Raw genomic sequence first — 22710 nt, forward strand, 5'->3', positions numbered from 1 at the left:
AAATGAAAGAACTTAAGCAAAGAACTATTTTGGTGTATCTTTCTTCAATTGCGAAAACACACGATAAGCATCCAAATTTAACTCAGATTGATACATAGAATTGTCTTCTTGCATCTTAATTAAGTTGTATTCTACATTTTCTGCGTAAATTGCAAAAGTAATATTAAAAAATTCTAGGAAATTAATAAACCACTTGCATTCGTTTTCTGGATAATTTTCGTAAAAACTAATCAGATGGGCAATGCGAACTTCTAAATGACTGCGTGCATTTCTACAAATAAGAATAATTTTTAATAATATAATAACTAATGTTAGCGGATTGCCATGAGACAGCAATACAATAAATAATTGTGAGGGTTCCTTTCCATGTTCTATTGTTAGGCAATCAATTAAGTAGTTACAGAACCTCAGAATTAAGTTCTTGTTTATGATCTCTTCATCGTACTCTTCCTTCCACGTGGATAGCTTATCAGCTAGCTGCTGTTTGACTATGCTTACTAAGTTTTTACTATCTCCAGCAGAAAATAAATATTTTTGGATACTTACTTTAAAATCTCTTAGAGTTTGATTTTCGATTTGTTTAATAAATATATTAGCAATATTTTCATAGTTAAAAGTGCCTTTTTTAACTACGATTAATTTAATTAAATTTATAACATTATCTCCTAAAACACTGGGATTTTTGTAGCGCGTTGAACTTGAAGTAGCAGACTGAGAACGAGCAATGTACATTGCTAATTCAAACTTAAATTTGTCTTTCATTTGTTTAGAAAGCTTTCTAGCAACCTCTTGTTGCTCTTTCGGTCTGTTAACATCAAAAGCTTGAGCAACCAATGAATATGAAGTGTAACGATTAGCCCAATCTTTTTGTGCTGCTTGTTTCTGTACCTGATGTTGATATTTAGAAGCTACTGACTTTAGCCCTTGATAAGTTTCACTGCAAACAAAGTTTTTGAGCCAATTCTGCTGAATACTAATATTTGAATTTATTAATTTTGTTAAATTTTTATAATTATCAAATAAATTGATTAATTTTTGAATATCTTGATATTTTCTCTGAGCTTCCCAATTGTTAACTATTATATAAAAACAACGTTTGACCGTCTGTAAGAAATCTTGCTCTTTTTTTAAGAAAGAAATATTATATATTCCTGTGTTTTTACCCAGGTTCTCTGAGTCAGTAAGATCTAGAAATAACAGCTTAAATTCAAGTAAAACATCCTCCGGCGACCATTGTTGTACGATTTCTATCAAGAAGCTGTAGAGTCTTTCCTGAGCAATTTGTAGCGTAATATCTTTAGTTATGTTACCTTTCTCACTTTCCTGATGCTTTTGCCCACTTTTTAACTTATGAATTGCCATGTCAGTTCTCAAGTCCCAAAAGCTTGCTAATTATATTGTTATCAGCTTAACCTTGGGAAACTAGAGCATCAATCTACTCTGCAAAAATTAAGTAAGTTTTTTACAGAAATTTGTTAAAATCCCACTAAAACAGGAAAAATAATAAAAAGGCTACTTGCTATTAATGTTTTAACTTTACCAAACTCTAAAAATTCCAACCTCATGTGTTAAAGACACATACTCACGAACAAGCCCAACCAAAAGTGAGAATTTCTTTATGTTGCGGACACTGGGTAATATGTCCACAACCTACATCGCCAAACATATAGGGTAAATTATCTTCAGAGTCAATCTGAAACACAACCTCCATCCTACGATTACATTCAGGACAGTAAGGATACTCGATGCCTTGAATCCAGTAAGGATAACCTGCTAGCTTATCACCTGGCACGGTATATACTTCTTCTGCTTCCAGCGCATCATCCATTGATAAATTTTCAATGACTAATCCCACTGATGGGCACTCAATGTGTATTGTGTTAGCTGAAAAATCATAATCGAAAATCAAGCCCAGTTCTTCATACTCCTGTGAGTTAGGATAGTCATCCAGTTGCGTCCATCCCACTATCGTCTTCGCCGGAAAGGAAGGATGAGCGTCAGGTTGCAAAGATTGAGCGTTGCCACTTGGTTGTACAATGCGAACCAGCTTATTATTTTCCAATGGCATATAGCTGCCACAGTCCGTACAGTAAAACATTTGCAGCAGTCCGTTACCAAATCGACCGACTAATTCTGCTGGGATTTTACTTAAATCGAGCTGCAAAAATAGCGGCATAAGTGCCTGACAATCCCCACAGCGAGGATATGATTCATTTTCAGCTAACCAAGGCACTCCAGAAAATTTAGAGGCAGTAATTCCTCTATCTCCTTCCTCTACAATTGGTTTCCAAGCCAAACGCTTTTGGGCATCGCGCCAAGGTGCTAGTTGTTCTAGAATCTCTTTGATTTCCACATGAACTCCTAAGGTGCAAGATTTTAGTTAAGCAAAACCTAACTTGGCTCAGTGGCAATAATACAATTTACCCTAGTACTGATGTACTAGGGTATTTTAGTTTTGAGTTTTTTTAATGGGGGTGGAGGGACTTGAACCCACACGACCTTTTACGGTCAACGGATTTTCATTCTCCCGCAGCTTTCGCTACTGCCTGATAGCTTTAGCAACTCTAGGCTTTGAGAATTGGACTCTCCCTTTACCCTCGACTTAACGTTAGGGTAGCTCCCGTCGGGTCTCTGCACCTTCCCTTAATTTTTGATTTTAATCTTAGATTCTGGATTGAAGCGCAATCGCAAATCTAAAATCTAAAACCTAAAATTTTTGGGCTTGGCTCAGGATTGCCATGTCTGTTACCAGATTTAGGTTTCCCTGAGTTTGAGAGCTTCCACTTGAAAGATTTCTCTATCAAGGCTCAGTTTTCTAAGTCCGTAGCGTCTACCATTCCGCCACACCCCCTAATTTTTATTAGGAGCTAGGTATTTTTTAGAGGCAGCGAATACCTCCTTATCTATTCCAGCATTAATTGCGTCTTTTGTGCAACTAGATTTCAAAATTTTGTCCACAAAAAGCAATTTTGCTTGTCTGGTTGCTACACAAAAAATTGCTGCTATTGCAACAATATCCTGAGAGCGTTTCCCAGAGTTAGAATTTCCCCTTTTGTCGCCGCATATATGGGCATCCCCAATTTGGCGTGACAAGAGCATTTATTTGGTTAGGGCTTAGTCAATATATCATAATCTGAGCTTTCATGTGGCACGCATTGCACAATTTCGGCTGCCTCGTGTGGGGTTTGGATATTTACAGAGATTGCAACGCGCTCTATTCCTGGTTACTGGGTACGTTCTCTTCCCAATCCCCAAACAATGATAGATAAAATTCTTAACTCAAGGCTGTTTAAGATTTTTATGTGTGTACTTTGTTCGCCAAACTTTCAGAGCATAGATGCGAAATTATCATGCAGTAATAAAAAAGCGCGATCGCAATACTTTCCTGAGTCTAGGCATTCAGCCTATGATGGAAAATAGATGTACCGAACGATCTTGTCCACTTAGAGAAAGAATTATGATTGTAGCCCTGCTGTATCTGATTTTGGCTGGAGCTTATTTATTAGTCATTCCAGTGGCTGTTCTACTGTACTTGAAGCAGCGGTGGTATGTGGCTAGCTCCGTGGAGCGCACCTTTATGTACTTTCTGGTGTTCTTCTTTTTTCCAGGGTTATTGGTTTTATCGCCGTTTGTGAATTTCCGACCCCAGCGGCGACAAATTGAAGTTTAACGAGATTGGTAGGTCATAACTCTCATGCGACGCATTGACGCTATAGGAATTGGCTTTGGTGTTTTTATTGCTGGCGGTCTAGCTTATATAGGATTGCAGCTAGTAGGTTTAGATAATCAACAAGCTGGTATATGGAGCCAAGTATTGCTAGTCAGTGGCTTGCTTGGCTGGTTAGCCACCTATGTTGTCCGTGCGGTAGGGCAAAAAATGACCTACCATCAACAGCGGGAAGAGTATGAAGAAGCCTTTTTCCAAAAGCGGCTGGACGAACTTACTCCCGAAGAGCTAGCGAAAATTCAAGCTGAGATAGAACAAGAAAAACAAACTCAGGCTTAGAGCAATAATTAGTCAGGTGTCCGTTGTTTGTTACTATTGACAACTGATACCTGACTATTGACTCTTGAGCAATGACTGCTATTTCCCACTGCTTTGAAACCCTTGGACGTAATCGAGAGTGCGCTCTGATTCCGTTTATTACTGCTGGTGATCCCGATTTAGAAACAACAGCAGCAGCATTGCGAGTTTTGGATCGCAGTGGAGCAGACATCATCGAACTAGGCGTTCCCTACTCCGATCCTCTGGCGGATGGCCCAGTGATTCAAGCAGCTGCTACGCGCGCTCTGCAACGAGGAACGACATTGGATCATGTGCTGGAAATGTTACAAGCAACTACTCCCAGTTTGCGATCGCCCATTAGTCTATTTACTTACTACAATCCGATTTTGCACCGAGGGGTAGAAAAATTTCTTCAGCAAATTGCTGCTGCTGGGGTGGCGGGTTTGGTAGTACCTGATTTACCCTTAGAAGAAGCTGGTGGCTTACTCCAACCAGCTAGTGAGATCGGAATTGACTTAACTTTGTTAGTAGCTCCTACCAGTTCTGCCGAACGTATAGAAGCGATCGCTCGTTCATCCCAAGGATTTATCTATTTGGTAAGTGTCACGGGTGTAACGGGTATCCGCTCGCAACTAGAGTCGCGGGTATCTGATTTACTACAACAAATTCGTAGTTTTACTGATAAGCCAATTGGTGTAGGCTTCGGCATTTCCCAAGTCTCACAAGCCCGTCAAGTAAAAGATTGGGGAGCAGATGCCGCGATTGTCGGTAGCGCTTTTGTGAAACGTTTAGCAGAAGGAACACCAGAGGAAGGATTAACTGCGATCGCCCAATTTTGTCAAAGTCTCAAGGCAGCCATCCGGGCAGAGGGTGAATAGTACAAATACTCATCTTGATGAGACTGGAAAAGTAGATTAAAAATATATAACAGTGTAGTTTTTTTACCTTTGATTGATAGACAATTTGACATATATAGTCTTGAATATTAACAGCAGATATGATGCTGTAAAAAAGCTAGCTGAGATGGTCGCTTATAGTTGAGTATTATGTGAAGTGAAGTAGGCACTAAATTATGAGTGTGAGAGTGAGTCAGTCACAATTAATTATGGTTCCGTCGCAGTTGAGGGGCAAAGGCGATGAGTGAGAGTATGGCATTTATCGGCGGAGTAGCCGTAGCTGGGCTGGCCGCTCTCTTATTGCTCAAGGGGGCAGGTAATTCTGTACAACCTAACTTCGCTGTAACCCCACAAATGCCTGCTGTAGTAACACCGCAGGTAATGCCGCCAGCAGTGCAATATCCGTATGGGCAACCAATATATCCTAATCAACCGCCTACTGCTCCCAATCCTGACCAGAGAGTAGAGATGGAATCGCTCAAAGCGCAGTTAGAGCGTTTAAAAACCGATAACGAACAGCTGAGAGTTCAAAATAATCAACTCCAATGGCAATTTCAAAGCCAGCAACAGCAGCAACAGCTATTCGCCCAAAACAACCAAAGAACAACTTTACAGCCACAAAATACTTGGTGGTCTTCACCTATCCTTTGGCTAGTGGGAGGCGTGACGCTTACTGTCGGCGGTGGCGTTGTAGTTGCTGGAATATTGGCTTTGTTTTCACCACGGCAGCGTCCTGCCCGTACTGTACAGGTGATTCACCCCTACCAAGGTCAAACACCGCCGTTGGTTCCTGTACGTCGCGCTGAGTTTTTGCCCCCTCGCGTAGAAGCAAGACGAATGGAAACCCCAGAATACGACGAAATGCACTAAAAGCAAAAATAGTTGTGAGTAAAATTAGCAACTGAATGTAAATTTGTTGGTATTGATTACAAAATAACCACAAATACTAAAAGAAAATTAACAACAGACTCACATCTAGGTTCCAAAGAGGGACACAAACAGAGGTGAGTATGGTTAATTAACCAAGTTATTTATTATTGAGCAGCCGTCCGCAGTTTACAGCGGACGGCATTTTTTGTTGTGAGAAACTAGGGAACAGCATCATAGGAACTTTCCAAATAAAAAAAAATCCCATCGCTCAAGCAAGTATTACCGCCAAGCCCTTTTTCTTACACATGGGGTTCAAAATCATTAGTGAACAACAGGTGGAACGTAGGGGAGAGACTTTTGTTAATTACGCAATGGAGAAATTTCTAATTCAGACCAAAAGTAGCAAGGATGCAGGCGATCAAATCAACTAGTGCAACCGCACATTTTAAAGGCAGGTTATCCTTCCAGCCAATGGCTTTGATTTTAAAACACACCTTAGCTTTCACTACTTTGAAGGAGCTACATCTACAACTCTCCAACTTGACCAAGCTTTGATGGCAATAGATTCCAGAGGAGACGATAAAGTTGTAAGGGCTGTTCTTGACCTTTAACTTGAACAAGGGGCATTTTTTCAAAAGGCAAACTCATAGTCTTGAGTCGCTCAAAGGTGGTTTGAGATATCACTATCTCTCCAGCCTGGGCAACGTTGCATATTCTACTGGTCACATTTGTTGTATCACCAATGGTAGCGTACTGAATAAGTTTCTCTGAGCCGATGTTGCCTGCTGCAACTTTTCCGGTGTTAAGTCCAATATGAATTTGAATCGGTTGCTTACCCTGCTGCACCCACTTTTGATTTAGCTGTAGTACTGCCCACTGCATATCAATCGCTGCTTGTATGGCTCGCTCCGCATCATCTGTCTTTTGATAAGGAGCGCCCCAAACAGCGAATAAGGCATCCCCAATATATTTCTCCAACGTGCCTTCATATCGAAAGACAATCTCCTCTACCATGACCTCGAAGTACTCATTCAGCATCGTAATTACTTGACGCGGCTGCATGGAGGAAGACATTTTCGTGAAATTGCTGATATCGGCAAACAGGGCTGTTACTTCTGTATCTACGATCGCCAAGTTTACTTCTTCCTGGAGCTTTTTCCTAACCGCTTCGGGAAAGAAACGCTCCAGTTTATTACGCATGACTGCTTCGGCTTGGATTTTTTTGTAAAGATTGGCGTTGTCAATAGCGATCGCAGCTTGGTTAGCTAAAGCAGTCAGAAACTCCACATCTTCGTCAGAATAAATATCCGAGATGGATAAATTATCAACGTATAGTACCCCAATCACCTCTTCTCTAGGTTTGAGAGGAATGCACATTGAAGCACGAATAGCTTGTACAAAGATAGAATCTGAATCATTAAACCGCTGGTCGAGGCAGGCATCAGTAGTTAAAATTGCATTTCCATTTTTATAAACATAATTGGTAATATTCTTACTGTAGAATTGACTGCTACTGGAAATTCCCGGTCGCAACTTAACTGCCTTATGCTCAAGCTGCCTAGTTCTTTCATTGACCATCAGGATTACTGCTCGGTCTATATTCATAATCTCGAATAGCAGATCGAGAATTTTCTCTAACAGTCGATCAGGTTCCTCAGGAGAGGCAAGCTGTTTGCTCACCTCTAGCAAGATTTTCAACTTGTCTACTGTGCGTTGATTACTACCCCGATGTCCTAGTCTGAGCAGTGAATCTCCTTTCCCTGGAGAATCCAGTAAGTCCTGCATTTTGAAACTACTCTGCTCAGTGGAAAATTGTTTGACGATTGTCTCAGGGATGGATATCTGATAGTCTTGTTCTTCTACAAATTCAGGCTCGTAACTAGTGCTAGAAGAAGCTTTGGGTGTGGCTTTGATTTTTTGAATAAATTTAAACTCGACGTTGCCACAATAAATTACGTCTCCGTCCTTGAGTTCGCATTGATCAATTTTGACCTCATTGACGAAAGTGTGATTGAGGCTTTGCAGATCTTTGATAGTAATCCGATTATGGGCAATTGTAATTTCTGCATGGTAACGGGATAAGCTTTCATCCATAATCACGATCGTGTTATCGCTGGATCGTCCGATAGTGTTAAGCCCAAACATCAACTGATGAGCTCTTTCTTGAGGAGTTTTGGGAGCGTAGATTAAATAAGACATTTTCCGCCCTCACCTTTCCACCTGAGTTGACAATTGCCGTGCTGAATTAAACAAAAAATCCACGGTCATGACCATGACATAGTATAAATTTCACCGTCCCCCTTGTCATTTCGGAATTGGTAAAGATTTAGATGAAATTGGTAAAGATTCAGGTGGGGATAGTTAATAAAGGTGGCACGAGTCTGAAAACATCACTTTCATAAGCAAGTGAACAACGCATATGGAAATTGAAGCATCCTGCCCGTTGGCCGTAGTTTTTTGACCGAGAGGCAAAAGGATTGAGTCGCCTAAATTTATTTATATAGAATAAAAAATGCAAAGCAAAATTATTCACGCTACAAGATTCATTTGTAGGGTCTCTAATTTTGAATTCCCCGTTCGTGTAGCCTCTCGCAGAGAAGGGGCTGACGATGCTTATACCCGCACTCTTACTAAATCAACATCAGCAAGCCAGATGAGTCGGCTTTGAGTCAATGCCGCTTCTTCCAAAATTGGGGAACACCAGTCCACACCGTAAAGCCAATTGCTTTTGAGGCGAAAAATCCCTTGAATAATACGACGTGTTGGTTGTTGGCTAAAATCAACTTCAACCATATCCCCTAATTGAAAAGCCGAAGTAGGAACAGCAGCGTTTTTGAATATATTTCTTGAATAAAATTCTTTAGAAGACAAGTAAAGTATTTTACCATGGCAAACAATTGCATAAACCCATTCCTGCCCTTCCCAGTGAACACCACAGCAGTAGCCTGACAAATCGGAGCTTGATAGAAAAACTTTTTCTAGCATCTGAACTGCTAATGGAGGCATAGCTTGACCCCAAGCAGGAGAAATATGCCAGCAGGATTCCAAAAGTGTAATCTCGTTAATCATAATGCTTTACGGCTCTACTTTTAGACAAAAACTTGCTTAGACTCGTGAGATCCGAAATCTAATTTAAATTCTTAACCTTGCCTAATACCGTTTCAATTCTTTTGTTTGTTTTTCCCTACATCCAGTTCTAATGATTTAGGATTGCTATATCAAATTCTTGACTATTATATAGAAATCCAATTTTATTCTTTCTGATTATACTAATACTCAACCCTCTGCCAGACAATATTTGCACTTTCAGGCTGTTTCAGAACAGATAATAATCATACAATATTGTTCTTAGCAAAAATATTTCCAAATCATTTTTTTTATTGATGTAACTTTATATTTAACAATATTTTGTTGCATCTTCACCACATTCATCTACTAAATACAATAAACCCTTAAAGCGAAGGCTAACCACCCGTTCATAAAGGGGGGTTTAATTTACACAAAGGCGGAATGTGAAAAAGAGTGCGACCATTGATTGTAACAGTTCTTTCAAAAGGGCAATGGGAGGGGATTATTTTGCACAATAATTTGGCAAGATTATAATTATGTATTTCTACTACCTCAAGCTGATATCAAATCTGGTCTAACAAATTATTATTCAAATGGGCTTTATTTAATACGTTCATAATTCAAATCTCCTTCAAATCTGTTCCTCCTTTAAAATTACAACTATCCTCAGAGAAAAACATCGTATAACTACGAGACTATTTTCCCAAATTGGGAAAGTCAATTCTAAACATCAGTAAAATTGCTTAGGAAGCAGAACAGGTAGCCAAGTTTGACCAAGAACTTTTAAGAGCAACAGTCAGTGTATCTACGGTAGCGGCCAATTGTGCAGAAAGCACCCAAACAAGCTGTGTTGCATCACTTACCATAAAACTTCCCATCTGTATCCCGCACAATTAAAAATTGTTCTAAATAGTGAGCTAGTGGAGCTTTTTATGAAAATACGATTGTTTCATCAGCAAGATGCGGCTCAAATAGCGCAGTTATTCCACGAAACAGTACGTGAAATTAACATTCGTGACTACTCAAGCAATCAGGTCAAAGCATGGGCACCAGACAATATCTATTTTAGAGACTGGGCAGAGCTTGGTTCGGAACAATTCACTTATGTCGCTGATGATGATGGTGTAATTGCAGGTTTCGGCGAGTTAGAGTTGAGCGGACACATAAACTGCTTCTACTGCCATAAAAATTATCAAAGAATGGGTATTGGAAGTAAGATTTACTCTGCAATTGAGGCAAAAGCTTATGAATTAGGAATTAATCACTTATACACCGAAGCAAGCATTACCGCCAAATCCTTTTTCTTGCATATGGGATTCCAAATAATCAATGAACAACAGGTAGAACGTAGGGGGGAACATTTTGTTAATTACGCAATGGAAAAGTTTTTGATTTCAGGTTGATAAATTAAATTTCCCCAGACTTTACCACAAGGAACAATAAATATTATCGACTGTTTTTTATGGAGCTTCTGAGGAATTAGAATTATCTGGATTATTTGGTTTATTAGAATTAGGCAATTGCTTTTGCTGATTATTTTGATTAGTATAGTTCTCTAATTGAGAGAGTCCCTGCTTGGCGACATTTTCGGCAGCTTTTTGGAATAATGGTTGTAATTTATCTTGCCAGTATTTAATATTAGGTAACTTTTCAGGATGTTTTTGATAATCCAAAACTTTATCCCATTGACCTTGTTCAAGTGCTGTATTGATGTCATTGAATAGAGCATCTGCTTTAGCCCAATCTTGCTGCCATTGGGCAATCATAGCAGCAGTTTCTTTAATACCAGATGAAGCACTGCCAGAAATAGATTTTAGCAGGGCGATCGCTCCTTGCAAATCTCCTGATTCATACTTCTTTTTTGCTTGTTCTACAACCTTCTCCCTGTCATCGCCAGATTGTGATTGATTTGGTGTTTCAGACTCAGAAGTGAAGGGTTCAGAAGTGAATGGTTCTGATTTATTAGGCAATGGAGTTGTTACATTGCTAGGTCTAGGTTTTGGCTTCGGAAGCGGTCGAGTAGAAATCAGAGTATTATCATCTACTGTTTTAATTGCAATACCTTTGTCTCGTAGACAAGAAACCCATTGTTCATTATTGTCTATCACATCCGAGTGTGCCCAAGCCAAACGTCCAGAGTTACGTTTAACTTCTATCCAACCCCGTTTTGTGCGCTTGCCAGTAACCTCGAACTTAGTATCATTGGGAACTGTTTGTACGATGTTATCGGAATTGATTGAACTAGGTTCAGAACGGATATTAGAATTGCCTACTACAACAGCTAAACATTTGTTGGCTGAAGCTGTATCATTACCTGTTAAATTAGCAGCTAAATTTTTTATATTTGGATAAACATTTGTTACTAAGGCAGCAGCACCACCTGCTAATAATATTCCAATTATTAGGGGTAATGGGTCGGGTTTGTTAGAGTCTTGACGGGGAGGTGTGACAATAACTGGGTTCGCGGGTGCAACTGCGATCGTTTGTTGCCGAGAACTTTGAGATGAAGTTTTGATCGGTTGATAACTGGAATTTCTGCGAGATTCTTGTAGCTTAGAAGCTATAGCAACGGGATTCATGGCCTCTCTACAGGCTTGCAGGGCCTCTGCTGCACTTTGATAACGGTCTTTAAAGTGATAACGCACCATCTTGCTCAAGACTTCTGCCAATCGAGAGTTCACCGAAGCTAAATGCTGCCAGATGATTTCGCCAGTATTGGGGTCTTCTTGCAATGCCGTTGCAGGTACTCCCGTAAGCGCTTGAATGGCAATGATGCCTAAAGAATAAATATCACTATTGGGGCGGGGTTTGCCTTGTCCTTGTTCTGTTGGCATATAGCCGGGAGTACCAATAACTACTGTGGCAGTGGGTTGTGTCCCGGCTGTCACTAATTGCGATCGCAATTGTTTCACAGCCCCAAAATCAACTAAAACTAATTTATTGTCGGCAGTGCGACGGATGATGTTATCTGGCTTGATGTCGCGGTGAATCACGCTTTGGCTATGCACAAATTCGAGTATACTTAGTACTTCTTGTAACAGCTGGTTTACTTGGCTTTCAGTCCAACGTTTACCAGGTAAAAGCTCCTCATTTAAGGTATTTCCTTCAATAAACTCTTGTACTAAATAGAACTCTTGATTTTCGTCAAAGTAAGCCAACAGCCTGGGGATTTGATCGTGGTGACCCAGCCTTTCTAAGGTTTCAGCTTCACTATGAAATAGACGCTTAGCAGTGTCAAAAACTCTCGGATCAGAACTCGTAGGTTTTAGGTGCTTAACAACGCACATAGGGTTGCCTGGACGCCTAGTATCTTGAGCAATATAAGTTTGACCAAATCCCCCCGTGGCAAGGACTCTAATTACTTGATAACGATTGTCTAATAGCTTGCCGATCATATTCCCTCCCCAGTGTTAACACCCAATTTTGCAGATGGTAATTAATATCTCCAAATTTTTCTCCATGAAATCCGCTATCTTGAGAAAAGATTTGAACTAAAAATGCAGTTTTTTAATAAACGCAAATTGTTAATTTTTTTTCAGCATCTTTTTTGATTACCAATGCCACCTAAAATAAACAACTCAATTGCGTGGCAGCAGGCTGAACTGCTCATGCAACCTGCTTTCATCCGCGTGGTCGATAACATTCGCAAGCACCTAGATGTGTCTGCGTGGGTAGGAACTTACCATGATGTATTGATTTGGCCCGCTAATACCACTAATGAAACGAAAGCGATTGTGACTCAGCTGTTGCAAGAGATGGAAACTGCTACACCAGAACAAGCAGATGAAATCAGAGAAACTCTTGCTCATCTACCAATGCCCCATCCAGGATATCATCTGCGTTTGCAGCGTCAAGAGCAGCAAGTAAGTATAGATCTGTGGGAACTGTGTTATCAAGTATGTTTTCTTGATTACAGTCCAGATGTTGAAGCAGCTGATATTGATACTAGTTTAATTGATGAAATGGGGGAAGTCGATTGGCAGCGTTTGGAAGATAAAACCAAGGAGTTAGTTGGGCAGGTATTTGCTAGGTTATCTGAGGGGTGAGAACGCCTAGAGGATGAAATGCTCACAAGCCAAAAGCCTGTAGCTATACAAACAAACCCCAGCCCTTAAGGGCTGGGGTTATCTTACAACAAACGCTAAACAAGTCCGCAATCTTTTCTGTGAATTGGTATAATCTGTTAGCAGTACGTTAGTATTAGTAACGGCTAGGAATTGAGATGAAGTCTAAGAAATTACCTCTAGAAACAATACTCTATCCAGTCCCAGTCTCCATACTGATAAACTTGTTTAGCACAACACTTCGATAGCCTAAAACGATGAAAGCATCTGCTAAGTTCGACTTTGAGGACGAAAAATTTAATGCACCGCCTTCTCAAGTCATTCCCTGGTGTCAGATGATTAATCCTCGGTATGGCACAGATGGTATCCAGTCTTACGGTTTGGCAATTAAGTTGGACAATGCCCAAGCTGTAGGTTTTCAGCCGGATGATAATTGGCAGCAGGTGGAGCATGAATTTAGTTCTGGAGTTGAAACTGTATTTATAACTAGTACTCCTCACCTGGTTATAGTGCGTCGGGGGCCATTGTCTGTCAAAGACCGAGAAAGCGGCCTAAAACTAGGTACACTTAAAGAAAATTATGATGCTTTTTTAGCAGACAAACTAAAATTTAAGACTTTTACTCGCTATTTAATTTTCTTAGTAGGAGAAAATAAAAAGTTTCTACATGAAACACCACTGCAATTAACTCTTAATGGTGCAGCAGGCGCAAGTTTCAGCAAAACTTACTGTGAGTTTCAACAAGGCAAAGTTACCAGTGGTTTTGTTGCGGAATTAGAAAAAGCTTATGCTGCGTATAGAAAGCAACCTGTAACCCCCAAAGGGCCACTATTCCATGCTCACGGGATTTTTTCTCCCATAATTGAGTGTGAAGAAAGAGGCATTGAACCTAATACAGTTCTAGTAGCTTCAACTGTAGATTACAGACATCCGACTGTTGGGACGTTAACGCAATTTTTGATCGCTTCTGATTCACCGGAATCTACAATAATCTGCAAGGCTTTTGAAGAATACAAAGACTTTGGTAAGGAACCTGTGAAAGTAGAAACACCAAAAATGGAAATGGCAGGGGTTTCCAAATCTTATGTTTACGCTGATGAAGATGATTTCGGTTATCCGCCTTACTAGGGATTAGGTACTGGGGACTGGGGTACGAGGGGACAAGGGGACACGGGGACAAAGGGGACAAAGGGGACAAAGGGGACAAAGGGGACAAAGGGGACAAGGGGAAAGAACTATGATTAAATCTTGCTCCTTGTCCCCCATCCCCCATGCTCCTTGTCCTCTTCATCCAATGCCCAATGCCCAATCTCTAATATTTATTCTTTGAGCAGTAAATAATATAGTGAACCATTGCCGCCCATCACACCAGCGCGATCGCCTGCTAATTTACCAGTTCCCATGAAATAATCTACCCTTCCAGGCCCTTTGATAGCACTACCTGTATCTTGATCAAGCACAAAGCGGCTCACCTTACGATATTCTAAGCTACCAGCTTTAGTAGGATAGGGAATAGAAGTATAAACTAGCGCTAGCGCTCCTGGAGGCATGAGAGATTTATCTGTAGCAATAGAACGTTCTGCTGTGACTGGCACATGAATACTACCTGTGGCTGGTGTACCACTGGTTTCCTTGAAGAAAACAAATCGTTCCCAGCGCGGTAAATAATTATTTAACTCCTGGGGAGATTGTCGAAAATAACTAATTAAACGTGGCAGTGTTAATGATTCTAGTGGCAGCTTGCCGTCTTTTGCCAGTTCTTTGCCGATACTAGTCCAAGGATAATCAGTTCCACCTGCATAACCAACAGACGTTTTTTTACCATTAGTTAACTGAATTTGGGCGGAACCTTGGATATGTACCATGTATGCGTCTAGGCGATCGCGGAACCATAGCAGTTCTAAACCGTGCAGCTGGCTTTTATTCCCCAACAAACCATCTTTCCCTTCCAAATCAATGCGTTTTGGATGAGGTTTAGCCCATTTGTCAAAGTCTGCTGGTAAGCGATAAAGAGGATATTTATATACTGAAGTAGGTACACGGCTGGCAGTATAAATTGGCTCGTAGTAAGAGGTAAATTTAACACTACCTTGGCCATCGTTACCCACTGACTTATAAAAGTCAAACTCTCGGCGGACAGCAGCTTGCAGTTGTGCTGGTGACTTAGATTGAACAACCAACTGACGGAAGCGCACCAAGCTCCGACGTACCCGATCCAGCGTAATGTCTTTAATTGGATATTGTTGATAAACGGCGATCGCTGCATTCTTTTGCAGGTAACGTAAACTGTGATCAATGGCTGCTAATAGTGCTTGGCGATCGCCGCGTTTACCCCTGCTACCCCAAATTTGCTCATCCCAACCCAAACAAGCATAGCTAGGGGTACAACCGCTTCCTAAGTCAGTAAGTTTAAGTGGCAGTTGTTGCTCAGGGTTGATTGGTGGTACTGGCAAAGGTATCCCAGGATTATTCTGTACTGGCGGTGCTAAATTAGGAACCTGAGCAATAGAGGGATAGAGCGTATTTACAGAAGCAATTCCTAGACTTAAGGAAAGCAAAGCAAGGGTTTTTCTCATCATTTAATCGTATCTTTCAACACTAGAGCTAAAAACTGGTTCTACGCGGATGGCTACAATCCGAGATGGGCGTACTACCATGTACTCCCCTTGAATGTTCTTGATCGGCACACTGATAAAGTCATTAGAGGCAGACTTCGGCACAAGTTCGCCGCTGTACCACTTCTGAAACTCTTGAATAGTAGGAAAACGTACTTCTTCCCGATGACCACTTTCCAGTAGCAAGTGTACAGCGTATTCATTCGGTGTTCTAGGCATATGGTTGAATCATTTGAAACACATTCAACCCATTGTTAACTACCAAACCCCAGAATGGAAAGGGGAAGTATACGGGAGCAGAGAAAGCTGTTCGGCAGAGTTTTGAATTAATAACTTATCACCCACTACTCCTAAATTCTGGACTTTAACTTTTACTTTCGCCTATGACGGTTGCTTACCAGGGCACAGTTCCCGGAAATTGTTTTAGCAAAAAAAAATTAATATTACAAGCTAGGGCTGAATGTATAGCTTGGTAGTTTTAGTAGACCATATTTTTAGAAAATCTTTATAAAGAATAATGAAGTTACTGAGTTTGCTTATATTCCAATAAAAAATCCGCTTTTGCGGACTCTATTGGTGCAGCACTAACTGATTGCATCCCACTAATGGCATTAAGTTCGCTTTGAAGAAAGCCCAACCATATTTATAAATTCCCAGAAAACTTGCAAATAGAAGAGTTAAACTCCCTGATAGAAAAATATTTACTATATACTTATCATAAGTATAACGCTACTTGCAGGGTATAATAAGGAACTTAATGCTTATAAATCAAAGTGAATAGATAAAAGCCAGCGACAGTAAAGATAAAGATAACAGTAGCCGAATATACTATTACTTCTTTCAAAAGAAATGATATCCAATCTTTTCTAAGTTCTTGTTTAAACTTGAGTTCTCGCAACTTACGCTCAAGCTCTGCATCTTCTTTTGACGCTAAACTAACGTAACGACTGGTATATATATCATCAATAATTTCTTTTGTATTGTCTTTATCTTCCCAAGTATCAACATCAGCGACAAAACTGTCTAATGTATTATTATTCTGATTGGATACAATTTCTAAATTATCTTTTTTGAGCTTCCCTATTTCTTTTTTGATCACTTTTTTGACAGTTTTAGCTATTAAAGCTTCTAATTTTTTTTCTGCCATGTGTTGTTAAAAGATTTTCTCGCATAGCCTTTATGCTTAAATCTTACTGGAACCGAATGCTGAAGAAATGAAGTTACGGCTACCAGAAGCAAATTTAATTACTAACATACTTGGGTTGCCAATTTCGGAAAATCGTAGTAGCACTCTCCATAAGGTTTATTACGTCTATCATCCAAATCCATAATTGCCATTTCGGAGACTACAATTGCCATTTCGGAAACTACAATTGCTGTTTTTGATACTACAATTGCTATTTCGGAGACTACAATTGCTGTTTTTTATACTACAATTGCTATTTCGGAGGCTATAATTGCTGTTTTTGATACTACAATTGCCATTTCGGAGGCTATAATTGCTGTTTTTGATACTACAATTGCTATTTCGGAGACTACAATTGCTAATTGCGTTAATCTTGAAACAATTAATAGACGCAGACAGACGAGTAAAAACACAGATATAGTCGCAATTATGCGAGTAATTAAATCAACAAAACTACTCATCTCAGTCATCAAGGCACTCCACTATCTTGAAAAAGAATGATTCAAGGAGTATCTCCGATGACTGTGACAACTCGCGGTTCTGCTGCTGTAGATAAAGCCCAACGTCGCCTTGCCTTGCTAAAATCCATTAATGAGAATCTGGATTTAGGGCATGGATTAACGATTGAAGCCTATACTCGCCTAATTGATAATACACGTGCTGTTGTGGAAGCCCATAATACGCTTTTATCTAATCTTGAAGAATCGCGTAAAACAGTAACCCAGATGGACAAAGCACTCTCAGAACTGTCTGAACGGATGCTGAGTGGAGTTGCAACTGTCTATGGTAAAAACAGCATGGAATATTCTAAAGCAGGTGGTTCTAATCGCAAGCGGGGTAATCAAAAACTGACTTTGCAAGTTCCTCCAGCTGTAGAGGTTCCCAACGCTCAACCCGCCCCAACTGCAATTATCAAGGAGCCAACTAACGGACGAGCCAAGAATTAGTATTGAATATCTACATCATAAAGCGATCGCCTGTCGTGAAAGAGCGATCGCTTAATTCATCGAAATAATTACCAAACAATAGTAACCAAACTCGATGCAGTGATGTTTTGGTCACACGTCAATATTTTAATACTTGGCATTTGGCTCAAAATACAGGACACAATTTCAGTTGTAAATTTCTCTCCGATGTCCAACTCGATCAATAAAAATAGTTTTTTTCTCAGTATCAAACTCGTAAATAACCCTATAATCTCCAATTCTTAGTTTATAAAAACCGGATAAGTCAGCTGTGAGGGGTTGCGGTGTAATCTGGTCGAAATTTTCAGCCAGCCAATTAATCTTGTTCACAATTCTTTCACAGACAGCTTTTGTCAACTTTTCTAGATCAGCTAGCGCTTCTGGTTCATACTCAACTAAGTAAATCATCCGTTCCCTAAACCCAGCCTTTGCATAACCTCTGCTGCGGGAATACCTTTAGAACCTGCTTCTCTGCGCTGCTGAATTGCTAATAGTTCTTGCTTAAAATTTTCCTTGACTGTTTGATTTTCATCTGGGTCTGCGAGAAGTTCTTCTATGGTCTCTCTAACAGTTTCTCGAATCAATGCTTTAAATTCATCAACGGTGAGATCGTTAACTTGCATAGTGGTAATTTGATATAGGACTTATGTACAATTTTAGTCTATGCGTAATCATCGATGAGAAGTTATTAGTCTATAGGTAATAATTGATGAGAAGTTAAAGGTAAGTAGGTAGGCAGAAAAATTTATACAGCAGTTTGCAACTAAATAAGGTACACAATAAAGAACTCAAAAAAAGAAATTCTTCTGATTCCTCCTGTCTTCTGCCTCCTGCCTCAAACCCGTGGTCTTGTACTTCATACAAAATAAATATTATGGCATTTCAGATTTTATCTGGAATAACTCTGAAAATTTTGAGTTCATCTGTTTGCAAGAAATTCATCAACTGTAATTTCTGCCTATCGAATCAAACTCCTAAGTAAACCTGGCGCTAACTCTTGATGATTAGGAATTGATAAGATTGGTTTAAATTCATGCCAAAGTATCATGTGGCTTCCAGTTTGATGATCTAATACATAACCAAACTTTTCAAAAATTTTGACAGCTTCCTTACCGGAGATATTTGATAAACGTCCCATTTATACTACAACTTCTCTGATAAAAATTTGTGTTTCTTTAGCAATATAAGGTTTACCATGTTTAGCTTGTACATGAAGATATCCTGTAATTGCATCTTTAATATTTTCAATTGCCTCATCCAATGTTTTACCTTCACTCACACAGCCTGGAAGTTCAGGAACTTCAGCGACATAACCTTCGTATTCTTTATCAAATGTAAAAATTACCTGAAATTTCATAATAAATTAAGCTTGTATGGTTGAGTTTCTAAAATAAATATAACCCTCAAGAGGGTGATGTCTAACGACAAGCTACTGCTCGTCTACGCACTTTCTCAAATTATCTTATAAATAGTTCATCCAGTATAATTGCGATCGCTTACAGTCCGACTTGAATATATATCATCAATAATTTCTTCTGCTGTGCGTGTGTCTTTCCAGCTTCCAAAGGTTTCTAAAAAAGCTTGTGGTGGATGGTTTGCTTGTGTTGATTCAATTGATAAATCCTCTTGTTCTAGCTTCTGCGTCTCTTGTTGAAGCACCTTAAAAATAGTTTTTTTCTCAGAGTCAAACTCGTAAATGACTCGATAATCTCCAACTCTAAGTTTAAAAAAACCTGATAAGTTAGCAGTGAGGGGTTGCGGTGTAATCTGGTCGAAATTTTCAGCCAGCCAATTAATTTTGTTAACAATTCTTTCACAGACAGGTTTTGCCAACTTTTCTAGGTCAGCTAGCGCTTCTGGTTCTTACTCAACTCAGTAATTCATCCGTTCCCTAAACCCAGTCTTTGCATAACCTCTGCTGCGGGAATACCTCTAGAACCTGCTTCTCTGCGCTGCTGGATTGCTAATAGTTCTTGTTTAAAATTTTCCTTGACTGTTTGATTTTCATCTGGGTCTGCGAGAAGTTCTTCTATGGTCTCTCTAACAGTTTCTCGAATCAATGCTTTAAATTCATCAACGGTGAGATCGTTAACTTGCATAGTGGTAATTTGATAGAAGCCTTATTTACCAATTTTAGTTTATGCGTAATCATTGTTTTTAAGGGAAAGTCCAGTTCTCTAGTTGTAACCCGGTGATACGACTGTAATGACGAGTGTTGTTAGTTACTAAAATATAATTTTCTGTCAACGCAACACTAGCAATTAGTAAGTCAAACTCAGTAATTGGTTGTCCTAGTCTGCGGAGTTCTGCTTTTAATTCTCCAAATTTTTTGAGAGCAGGGGTAGTTAAAGGTACAACGGGTAAATTTTGAATAAAGTCTTCTGCACGAGCTAAATTTTCCACTATTCGTTGAGAATTATAAGCACCAAAATATAACTCAGCAACTGTAATACTGCAAATATAAATTTGCTCCCATCCTATTTGCCTAACTTTAGTTCTGACTGAATTAATATCTTTTATCCAATAAATACAAGTATCGGTATCAAGCAAATAAGTCATAGACTAATGTCACGGTTAGAAATAGTACGGCTATCATAAATCTCTTTGACTATTTCCTCAGCAGTCCGTTCATCTTCCCACGGGCCAAACCTTTCCATAAATGTATCTAGTGGATGTGTTTTTGGCTGCTCAGATGAAAAAATGATCTCATTCGCTATCAGTTGGTTTGCTTCTGGGATTCCTAACTTTTTGGTTTCTTCTTTAGCTGTAACCATGACTTGCATCAATGTTATAGCCTGACGTACAACATCACTTTTACTTGTGCCAATTTTTGTTGCCAGTTCTTCTAATATTTGATTAAGTTCTGGTGATAAATCTAGGTTCAAACGAACTATACCGTTAATATCATTCATGCTGTTATCCTTACAGGAATTTACATATATTATATTCGCAAATGTTAACGAAATAGTTCACGGCATATACTTGCGATCGCTTACAGTCCGACTTAAATATATACAGTTCGGTAACGGAATATTTCAGTATACATTCTTGCCTAAAAGCTAATGCCTAATAGCCCTCCCTCCTCATTCTCATCTGTAAGGCGAAGTCTCACAAAAGAATCAAAATTAAAATCAAGTCCTAACTCTGAGCGTGGAACCATATCTGAATTTAAAGTACAGATATATTGAAAACCAAGCCTCCTTGACTCTCTATCAGCTAGTTGTAAAGCAAGAGCTACTTGTCTCTCATCTACACCATCAAAAATTGTGCTGTCATGAATTAATATACGCGGTGAAGGGTCACGCTCTGACCAAAGTTGCGCTAACATTAAGTCATAACAAAATATTTTCATCTTATCGATACCTTCGCTACCATCACGTCTAATTTCTACTCGGAAATTAAAGCCATTGCTTCCTACATCAATAACAAGTGTTCCTGGTACGTCGTAAAGGAATCGAGAATTATTGCTGAATAAATTAATAGCACGTTCTGCTTGCTCATTCCTTTCTCCATAGTCGCGGCGTGCGCGTTGTAGTAACTGTTCTTTTTCAATTTTTAAGGTACTTTTTTCCTCCTCAAATTGTTTTAATTCTTCGATGCGTTTATTAATCTCATTAAGATTAGCTACATTATCAAGATAAAGTTCTTGTAGCATTGTGTATTCTTCTAAAGCACCATGCGTCTTTAAGACTTCCAAAAGTTCAGCACGGTCTTCAGTTTTGTCTCTAATAAAACTTTGTCTATAAGCTATTTCCCTCCCAAGACGTTTAATTTCACTTGCTAGAAACTCCCGACGATTCTCTATAAGTCGGCTATGAAATGTTTCTACTTCTTCCAGTCTTCTAATTACTAAACCTGGTAATTCAATACCAGCATTTTCATAGATACGAACAACGTCTTCCGGTCTTGGTTCATCCTCTGAGTCAAGACTGGATTGATAAAACTCCAGTAATTTCTGTTCAATAATATTTTTATTCGTTGCTTCGTGAATTTGTGAGGTTAAACGGTTAACCGTTGCTTCTAATTCATGGTATTGGGGGGCTACCCGAAAATTGTTAAGAGTTTCTTTTCTTTCACGTAGTTGTGCTTCTACCTGCACTTTTAAAGCTTCCAATTCACCTAGAGAACCAAAAATTCCAATTGCTACTCCAGCTTCTGTATCTTTTTTAAGTTTTTTAATATCTGCTATTAATTTCTGTTTATCCTTTAAAAGTTGTAGGTCTCTTGCCTCTTCCCAAGCAAGACCTAATAAAAAAGCATTATTAACTTGCTTATCCCATCCAGGTTGCTTTGGATGATGCTCGAATGGTGTAGAAAATGCGTCTCTTCCACGACGGATAAAATAAGAAATTAGTCCTCTAAAAGTAGGTTTATATTTCTTAGCTTCATTATCAATGGTTAATCCAAATGTTAGATTTCCCAAAACAGCCTTCCAGTCTTCCAAACTGAGAACTTTTTGATCTTCTTGTTCTCTTGGCTGAATAGGCCAGTTAGCAGTATCTCCATCAATTAGTACCTGAGTCCTATCGTCAGTATTTCTTGTAACAGTGATAACTTGATTTGCAAGTGTAAGCTCTAAACTAAAAGCCCAACCACGAAGAGTTCTAGAACCAAGCCCTTTGGCAGTTGGAATAGTGCCTCCAAGACAAAAGTGAATAATTTCAATGAGAGTAGATTTACCCAATCCATTACGAGAATCTCTTCTGCCAGAGTCTTCTGTGCGATCTGCTAAAACTACGTTAAAGCCAGGTCTAAACTCTACCGTTTTGAATGATGCACGATTACAACGAACAGCATGAATCATCAGTGACACCTATGAAGTAATCCTGCATTCATCTCAATTGCTCCTATAGCGTATAGGAGATCAAGAGTTAAAACAAAACGTTCAAATGTGGCAACTTCTGGCATGGTAGCAACAGCACTCCAAAGTGATGAAACTGTTCTTGGTTGGTACAATTGTTCTAATATTTTAGCACCTACCCCCAATAAGCTAATCGGCATTTAAGCTGCAATATACTTTACATTGCCTTTATTTTTAAT

General features: G+C 39.4%; 27 protein-coding genes and 2 pseudogenes. 8 read left to right on the plus strand and 21 right to left on the minus strand.

Annotated elements, in window-relative coordinates:
• Positions 1-24: 24 nt before the first annotated feature.
• Together AC5JL8_RS12115 and AC5JL8_RS12120 are read right to left on the minus strand one after the other, a co-directional pair.
• Positions 25-1362, minus strand: coding sequence for a Sll1247 family protein (locus tag AC5JL8_RS12115; RefSeq protein ID WP_495880026.1), 1338 nt, complete (start codon positions 1360-1362; stop codon positions 25-27).
• A 220-nt stretch (positions 1363-1582) separates the two neighbouring features.
• Positions 1583-2353 carry a DUF1963 domain-containing protein gene (locus tag AC5JL8_RS12120; protein ID WP_495880027.1) on the minus strand — a complete coding sequence of 257 codons (771 nt, stop codon included), beginning with the start codon at positions 2351-2353 and terminating at the stop codon, positions 1583-1585.
• Between the two features lie 1104 nt (positions 2354-3457).
• Between AC5JL8_RS12120 and ndhL the strand changes: the two genes are divergently transcribed.
• The 4 genes from ndhL (at position 3458) to AC5JL8_RS12140 (ending at position 5772) form a co-directional block, all read left to right on the plus strand.
• On the plus strand, positions 3458-3670 hold the full coding sequence (ndhL, locus tag AC5JL8_RS12125) for an NAD(P)H-quinone oxidoreductase subunit L (RefSeq protein WP_495880028.1): 213 nt from the start codon (positions 3458-3460) through the stop codon (positions 3668-3670).
• Between the two features lie 24 nt (positions 3671-3694).
• Complete coding sequence (locus tag AC5JL8_RS12130; protein WP_495880029.1) at positions 3695-4006, plus strand: DUF3007 family protein; 312 nt, start codon at positions 3695-3697, stop codon at positions 4004-4006.
• Between the two features lie 71 nt (positions 4007-4077).
• Positions 4078-4884 carry a tryptophan synthase subunit alpha gene (trpA, locus tag AC5JL8_RS12135; RefSeq protein WP_495880030.1) on the plus strand — a complete coding sequence of 269 codons (807 nt, stop codon included), beginning with the start codon at positions 4078-4080 and terminating at the stop codon, positions 4882-4884.
• A gap of 258 nt (positions 4885-5142) precedes the next feature.
• Positions 5143-5772, plus strand: a complete 630-nt coding sequence (locus AC5JL8_RS12140; RefSeq protein ID WP_495880031.1) for a coiled-coil domain-containing protein — start codon at positions 5143-5145, stop codon at positions 5770-5772.
• 525 nt (positions 5773-6297) lie between these two features.
• Here AC5JL8_RS12140 and AC5JL8_RS12145 read toward each other — a convergent pair.
• The 4 genes and pseudogenes from AC5JL8_RS12145 to AC5JL8_RS12160 form a co-directional block, all read right to left on the minus strand.
• Entirely contained in the window at positions 6298-7971 is a 1674-nt protein-coding gene (locus tag AC5JL8_RS12145; RefSeq protein ID WP_495880032.1) for an adenylate/guanylate cyclase domain-containing protein, read from the minus strand.
• Between the two features lie 414 nt (positions 7972-8385).
• Complete coding sequence (locus AC5JL8_RS12150) at positions 8386-8841, minus strand: DUF1392 domain-containing protein (RefSeq protein WP_495880033.1); 456 nt, start codon at positions 8839-8841, stop codon at positions 8386-8388.
• A gap of 328 nt (positions 8842-9169) precedes the next feature.
• Positions 9170-9398, minus strand: a pseudogene (locus tag AC5JL8_RS12155) (Mo-dependent nitrogenase C-terminal domain-containing protein); the annotation flags it as partial.
• Between the two features lie 186 nt (positions 9399-9584).
• Entirely contained in the window at positions 9585-9707 is a 123-nt protein-coding gene (locus AC5JL8_RS12160) for a hypothetical protein (protein ID WP_495880034.1), read from the minus strand.
• Positions 9708-9773: 66 nt separating this feature from the next.
• On the opposite strand from AC5JL8_RS12160, the gene AC5JL8_RS12165 reads away from it, so the two are divergent.
• Positions 9774-10244, plus strand: a complete 471-nt coding sequence (locus tag AC5JL8_RS12165; RefSeq protein WP_495880035.1) for a GNAT family N-acetyltransferase — start codon at positions 9774-9776, stop codon at positions 10242-10244.
• 57 nt (positions 10245-10301) lie between these two features.
• Here the strand turns inward: AC5JL8_RS12165 and AC5JL8_RS12170 are convergent, their stop codons facing one another.
• A complete protein-coding gene (locus AC5JL8_RS12170; protein ID WP_495880036.1) occupies positions 10302-12236 on the minus strand; it encodes a protein kinase domain-containing protein in 1935 nt (644 codons plus the stop codon).
• A 162-nt stretch (positions 12237-12398) separates the two neighbouring features.
• On the opposite strand from AC5JL8_RS12170, the gene AC5JL8_RS12175 reads away from it, so the two are divergent.
• The gene (locus tag AC5JL8_RS12175) at positions 12399-12887 is read left to right on the plus strand and encodes a hypothetical protein (protein ID WP_495880037.1); all 489 of its coding nucleotides are present in this window, start codon (positions 12399-12401) and stop codon (positions 12885-12887) included.
• 275 nt (positions 12888-13162) lie between these two features.
• Positions 13163-14032, plus strand: a complete 870-nt coding sequence (locus AC5JL8_RS12180; RefSeq protein ID WP_495880038.1) for a DUF5895 domain-containing protein — start codon at positions 13163-13165, stop codon at positions 14030-14032.
• Positions 14033-14223: 191 nt separating this feature from the next.
• Here the strand turns inward: AC5JL8_RS12180 and mltA are convergent, their stop codons facing one another.
• From mltA to AC5JL8_RS12200, 4 genes are all read right to left on the minus strand, one after another.
• Entirely contained in the window at positions 14224-15480 is a 1257-nt protein-coding gene (gene mltA, locus AC5JL8_RS12185) for a murein transglycosylase A (protein WP_495880055.1), read from the minus strand.
• Between the two features lie 3 nt (positions 15481-15483).
• Entirely contained in the window at positions 15484-15738 is a 255-nt protein-coding gene (locus AC5JL8_RS12190) for a hypothetical protein (RefSeq protein WP_495880039.1), read from the minus strand.
• A gap of 535 nt (positions 15739-16273) precedes the next feature.
• A complete protein-coding gene (locus AC5JL8_RS12195; RefSeq protein ID WP_495880040.1) occupies positions 16274-16666 on the minus strand; it encodes a hypothetical protein in 393 nt (130 codons plus the stop codon).
• Positions 16667-16944: 278 nt separating this feature from the next.
• Positions 16945-17175, minus strand: a complete 231-nt coding sequence (locus AC5JL8_RS12200) for a hypothetical protein (protein WP_495880041.1) — start codon at positions 17173-17175, stop codon at positions 16945-16947.
• A 48-nt stretch (positions 17176-17223) separates the two neighbouring features.
• Here AC5JL8_RS12200 and AC5JL8_RS12205 point away from each other — a divergent pair, with 48 nt between their 5' ends.
• Positions 17224-17652, plus strand: coding sequence for a hypothetical protein (locus tag AC5JL8_RS12205; RefSeq protein ID WP_495880042.1), 429 nt, complete (start codon positions 17224-17226; stop codon positions 17650-17652).
• A gap of 165 nt (positions 17653-17817) precedes the next feature.
• Here AC5JL8_RS12205 and AC5JL8_RS12210 read toward each other — a convergent pair whose 3' ends face one another.
• The 10 genes and pseudogenes from AC5JL8_RS12210 to AC5JL8_RS12255 form a co-directional block, all read right to left on the minus strand.
• A complete protein-coding gene (locus AC5JL8_RS12210; RefSeq protein ID WP_495880043.1) occupies positions 17818-18078 on the minus strand; it encodes a type II toxin-antitoxin system RelE family toxin in 261 nt (86 codons plus the stop codon).
• The gene (locus AC5JL8_RS12215; protein ID WP_495880044.1) at positions 18075-18293 is read right to left on the minus strand and encodes a hypothetical protein; all 219 of its coding nucleotides are present in this window, start codon (positions 18291-18293) and stop codon (positions 18075-18077) included. Before AC5JL8_RS12215 ends, AC5JL8_RS12210 begins: the two co-directional genes overlap by 4 nt.
• A gap of 335 nt (positions 18294-18628) precedes the next feature.
• Positions 18629-18808, minus strand: coding sequence for a type II toxin-antitoxin system HicA family toxin (locus AC5JL8_RS12220; RefSeq protein ID WP_495880045.1), 180 nt, complete (start codon positions 18806-18808; stop codon positions 18629-18631).
• Positions 18809-19027: a type II toxin-antitoxin system HicB family antitoxin gene (locus AC5JL8_RS12225; RefSeq protein ID WP_495880046.1), complete on the minus strand. Its 219-nt coding sequence runs from the start codon at positions 19025-19027 to the stop codon at positions 18809-18811.
• A gap of 116 nt (positions 19028-19143) precedes the next feature.
• Positions 19144-19518: pseudogene (locus tag AC5JL8_RS12230) on the minus strand (type II toxin-antitoxin system RelE family toxin); the annotation flags it as partial.
• A gap of 32 nt (positions 19519-19550) precedes the next feature.
• A complete protein-coding gene (locus AC5JL8_RS12235) occupies positions 19551-19769 on the minus strand; it encodes a hypothetical protein (protein ID WP_495880047.1) in 219 nt (72 codons plus the stop codon).
• Between the two features lie 58 nt (positions 19770-19827).
• Positions 19828-20229 carry a type II toxin-antitoxin system VapC family toxin gene (locus AC5JL8_RS12240; protein ID WP_495880048.1) on the minus strand — a complete coding sequence of 134 codons (402 nt, stop codon included), beginning with the start codon at positions 20227-20229 and terminating at the stop codon, positions 19828-19830.
• Positions 20226-20582 (minus strand): ribbon-helix-helix domain-containing protein, encoded by a 357-nt coding sequence (locus AC5JL8_RS12245; RefSeq protein WP_495880049.1) that lies wholly within the window; start codon positions 20580-20582, stop codon positions 20226-20228. Before AC5JL8_RS12245 ends, AC5JL8_RS12240 begins: the two co-directional genes overlap by 4 nt.
• 140 nt (positions 20583-20722) lie before the next feature.
• Entirely contained in the window at positions 20723-22474 is a 1752-nt protein-coding gene (locus AC5JL8_RS12250; RefSeq protein WP_495880050.1) for an ABC-three component system protein, read from the minus strand.
• Positions 22474-22671 (minus strand): ABC-three component system middle component 6, encoded by a 198-nt coding sequence (locus AC5JL8_RS12255; RefSeq protein WP_495880051.1) that lies wholly within the window; start codon positions 22669-22671, stop codon positions 22474-22476. The genes AC5JL8_RS12250 and AC5JL8_RS12255 overlap by 1 nt, the downstream gene beginning before the upstream one ends.
• Positions 22672-22710: the final 39 nt, after the last annotated feature.

This window comes from Mojavia sp., assembly GCF_059505145.1.

Coding starts and splice junctions, on each gene's coding strand:
- AC5JL8_RS12115 (WP_495880026.1), bottom strand. CDS start 1,362: ATGGCAATTCATAAGTTAAAAAGTGGGCAAAAGCATCAGGAAAGTGAG.
- ndhL (WP_495880028.1), top strand. CDS start 3,458: ATGATTGTAGCCCTGCTGTATCTGATTTTGGCTGGAGCTTATTTATTA.
- AC5JL8_RS12130 (WP_495880029.1), top strand. CDS start 3,695: ATGCGACGCATTGACGCTATAGGAATTGGCTTTGGTGTTTTTATTGCT.
- trpA (WP_495880030.1), top strand. CDS start 4,078: ATGACTGCTATTTCCCACTGCTTTGAAACCCTTGGACGTAATCGAGAG.
- AC5JL8_RS12140 (WP_495880031.1), top strand. CDS start 5,143: ATGAGTGAGAGTATGGCATTTATCGGCGGAGTAGCCGTAGCTGGGCTG.
- AC5JL8_RS12145 (WP_495880032.1), bottom strand. CDS start 7,971: ATGTCTTATTTAATCTACGCTCCCAAAACTCCTCAAGAAAGAGCTCAT.
- AC5JL8_RS12150 (WP_495880033.1), bottom strand. CDS start 8,841: ATGATTAACGAGATTACACTTTTGGAATCCTGCTGGCATATTTCTCCT.
- AC5JL8_RS12160 (WP_495880034.1), bottom strand. CDS start 9,707: ATGGTAAGTGATGCAACACAGCTTGTTTGGGTGCTTTCTGCACAATTG.
- AC5JL8_RS12165 (WP_495880035.1), top strand. CDS start 9,774: ATGAAAATACGATTGTTTCATCAGCAAGATGCGGCTCAAATAGCGCAG.
- AC5JL8_RS12170 (WP_495880036.1), bottom strand. CDS start 12,236: ATGATCGGCAAGCTATTAGACAATCGTTATCAAGTAATTAGAGTCCTT.
- AC5JL8_RS12175 (WP_495880037.1), top strand. CDS start 12,399: ATGCCACCTAAAATAAACAACTCAATTGCGTGGCAGCAGGCTGAACTG.
- AC5JL8_RS12180 (WP_495880038.1), top strand. CDS start 13,163: ATGAAAGCATCTGCTAAGTTCGACTTTGAGGACGAAAAATTTAATGCA.
- mltA (WP_495880055.1), bottom strand. CDS start 15,480: ATGAGAAAAACCCTTGCTTTGCTTTCCTTAAGTCTAGGAATTGCTTCT.
- AC5JL8_RS12190 (WP_495880039.1), bottom strand. CDS start 15,738: ATGCCTAGAACACCGAATGAATACGCTGTACACTTGCTACTGGAAAGT.
- AC5JL8_RS12195 (WP_495880040.1), bottom strand. CDS start 16,666: ATGGCAGAAAAAAAATTAGAAGCTTTAATAGCTAAAACTGTCAAAAAA.
- AC5JL8_RS12200 (WP_495880041.1), bottom strand. CDS start 17,175: ATGACTGAGATGAGTAGTTTTGTTGATTTAATTACTCGCATAATTGCG.
- AC5JL8_RS12205 (WP_495880042.1), top strand. CDS start 17,224: ATGACTGTGACAACTCGCGGTTCTGCTGCTGTAGATAAAGCCCAACGT.
- AC5JL8_RS12210 (WP_495880043.1), bottom strand. CDS start 18,078: ATGATTTACTTAGTTGAGTATGAACCAGAAGCGCTAGCTGATCTAGAA.
- AC5JL8_RS12215 (WP_495880044.1), bottom strand. CDS start 18,293: ATGCAAGTTAACGATCTCACCGTTGATGAATTTAAAGCATTGATTCGA.
- AC5JL8_RS12220 (WP_495880045.1), bottom strand. CDS start 18,808: ATGGGACGTTTATCAAATATCTCCGGTAAGGAAGCTGTCAAAATTTTT.
- AC5JL8_RS12225 (WP_495880046.1), bottom strand. CDS start 19,027: ATGAAATTTCAGGTAATTTTTACATTTGATAAAGAATACGAAGGTTAT.
- AC5JL8_RS12235 (WP_495880047.1), bottom strand. CDS start 19,769: ATGCAAGTTAACGATCTCACCGTTGATGAATTTAAAGCATTGATTCGA.
- AC5JL8_RS12240 (WP_495880048.1), bottom strand. CDS start 20,229: ATGACTTATTTGCTTGATACCGATACTTGTATTTATTGGATAAAAGAT.
- AC5JL8_RS12245 (WP_495880049.1), bottom strand. CDS start 20,582: ATGAATGATATTAACGGTATAGTTCGTTTGAACCTAGATTTATCACCA.
- AC5JL8_RS12250 (WP_495880050.1), bottom strand. CDS start 22,474: ATGATTCATGCTGTTCGTTGTAATCGTGCATCATTCAAAACGGTAGAG.
- AC5JL8_RS12255 (WP_495880051.1), bottom strand. CDS start 22,671: ATGCCGATTAGCTTATTGGGGGTAGGTGCTAAAATATTAGAACAATTG.